The following is a 2,500-nucleotide window of genomic DNA, read 5'->3' as shown; positions in this document are numbered from 1 at the left end:
GCCCGGGTGGTCCCGCAGGTGGTCGAGCAGCCGGCCGGCCTGGGCGCGCAGCGCGGGGCGGCCGCGGCCCGAGAGCAGCAGCGGGACCACGGCCGGGGTGGCCCCGGGACCGGGGTCGGGGGCGGGCGCGGAGTCCGGTCCCTGCTCCAGCACCGTGTGCACGTTGGTGCCGCTGATCCCGAACGACGACACCGCGGCCCGGCGCGGACGGCCGGTCTCCGGCCACGCGGTCTGCTCGGTGAGCAGCTCCACGGCGCCCTCGGTCCAGTCCACGTGCGAGGAACGGGTGTCCGCGTGCAGCGTGCGGGGCAGCACGCCGTGCCGCATCGCCAGCACCATCTTGATCACGCCGGCGACGCCGGCGGCGGCCTGGGTGTGCCCGATGTTGGACTTCAGCGACCCCAGGTGCAGCGGCCGGTCGGTGTCCCGGTCCCGGCCGTAGGTGGCCAGCAGCGCCTGGGCCTCGATCGGGTCGCCCAGCGAGGTGCCGGTGCCGTGCGCCTCGACGACGTCGACGTCGTCGGTGGACAGCCCCGCGCTCGCCAGCGCCTGGCGGATCACCCGCTGCTGGGACGGCCCGTTCGGGGCGGTGATCCCGTTGGAGGCGCCGTCGGAGTTGACCGCGGACCCGCGGACCACGGCCAGGATGTCGTGGCCGTGGCGCAGCGCGTCGGACTGCCGTTCCAGCACCAGCATGCCGACGCCCTCGGACCAGCCGACGCCGTCGGCGTCGTCGGAGAAGGCCTTGCAGCGCCCGTCCGGGGACAGGCCGCGCTGGCGGGCGAAGTCGACGAACGCCGCCGGGGTGGACATGACGGTGACACCGCCGGCCAGCGCGAGCGAGCACTCCCCGGTCCGCAGCGCCTGCATCGCCCAGTGCATCGCGACCAGCGAGGACGAGCACGCGGTGTCGACGGTGACCGCGGGCCCCTCCAGCCCGAGGGTGTAGGCGACCCGGCCCGAGGCCAGGCTCGGCGAGCTGCCGACCCCCTGGAAGCCCTCGAACTCGGGCCCCCCGGCCAGGACGGCGTTGTAGTCGCTGTACATGACACCGGCGAACACGCCGGTCGCGGTGCCGCGCAGCGTCGACGGGTCGATGCCCGCCCGCTCGACGGCCTCCCACGAGGTCTCCAGCAGCTGGCGCTGCTGCGAGTCGGTGGCCAGCGCCTCGCGCGGGCTCATCCCGAAGAAGGCCGGGTCGAACTCGCCCGCCTCGTGCAGGAACCCGCCGGAGCGGGTGTAGGTGGTGCCGGGGTGGTCCGGGTCCGGGTGGTGCAGCGCCTCGAGGTCCCAGTTCCGGTTGGTCGGGAAACCGGAGATCGCGTCGGTGCCCTCGGTGACCAGGCGCCACAGCTCGTCGGGCGTGGACACCCCGCCCGGGTAGCGGCAGGCCATGCCGACGATGACGATCGGGTCCTCGACGTCCACCGCGACGCGGGCGGCCGGGACGGCCTCGGTCTCGGCGCCCAGCAGCTCGTCGGTGACGTGGGCCGCGAGGTGCCGGACCGTCGGGTGGTCGAACACGAGTGTGGCGGGCAGCCGCAGCCCGGTGACGGTACCGAGCCGGTTGCGCAGCTCGACGGCGGTCAACGAGTCGAACCCGAGGTCGCGGAACGCGCGGCCGGCGTCGACGTCGGCCGCACCGGCGTGCCCGAGCACCAGGGCGACCTGGCCGCGGACCAGGTCCAGGACCATCTCCTCGCGTCCCTCGGCGTCCAGGCGGGCCAGCCGCTGGGCGAGACCGTTCGCCGTCGCCGAGCCGGTGGCCGCGGTGCGCCGGGCCCGGGTACGGATCAGGGACCGGAGCAGCGGCGGGACCTCGCCGCCGGCCCGCAGGGCGGGCAGGTCCAGACGGACCGGCACCAGGGCGGGCTCGGGGGCGCCGAGCGCGGCGTCGAACAGGGTCAGCCCCTGCTCCACGGTGAGGGCGGGGGTCCCGGCGCGGGCCATTCGCGCCATGTCCTCGTCGGAGACGCCACCGGTCATCCCGCCGGTCCGCTCCCACGGTCCCCAGGCCAGCGACAGACCTGCCAGGCCCGCGGCCCGACGGTGCGCGGCGAGCGCGTCGAGGGCGGCGTTGCCCGCCGCGTAGTTCGCCTGCCCGGGGCTGCCGAACACCCCGGCGACCGAGGAGAACAGCACGAACGCGTCGAGGTCGAGACCCAGGGCCGCGGCCGCGGTGTGCAGGTTCCACGCGGCGTCGACCTTCGGGCGCAGCACCGCCGCGAGCCGCTGCGGGGTCAGCGAACCGACGGTGGCGTCGTCGAGCACCCCGGCGGCGTGCACCACCGAGGTCACCCGGTGCGCGCCGAGCAACTCGGTCACCGCCGCGGGGTCGCTCACGTCGCAGGCGACGACCTGGGCCCGCGCACCGGCGGCGGTGAGGTCGGAGACCAGCTCGGCCGCGCCGTCGGCGGCCGGGCCGCGGCGCCCGACCAGCAGCAGGTCGGTCACGCCGTGGGTGGTGGCCAGGTGCCGGGCGACGACGGCACCCAGGCCG

At 76.2% G+C, this 2,500-nt stretch carries 1 protein-coding gene; it reads right to left on the bottom strand.

The genetic code is table 11. From position 1 onward, the window contains the following. Positions 1–2,500 (bottom strand): type I polyketide synthase (locus GTW08_RS22425; RefSeq protein WP_161152480.1); only part of this gene is annotated, 2,500 nt, incomplete at both ends.

The sequence above is a fragment of the Pseudonocardia sp. SID8383 genome (genome assembly GCF_009864975.1).
GTDB lineage: Bacteria > Actinomycetota > Actinomycetes > Mycobacteriales > Pseudonocardiaceae > Pseudonocardia > Pseudonocardia alni.
This window is presented reverse-complemented; position numbering and strand designations above follow the sequence as displayed.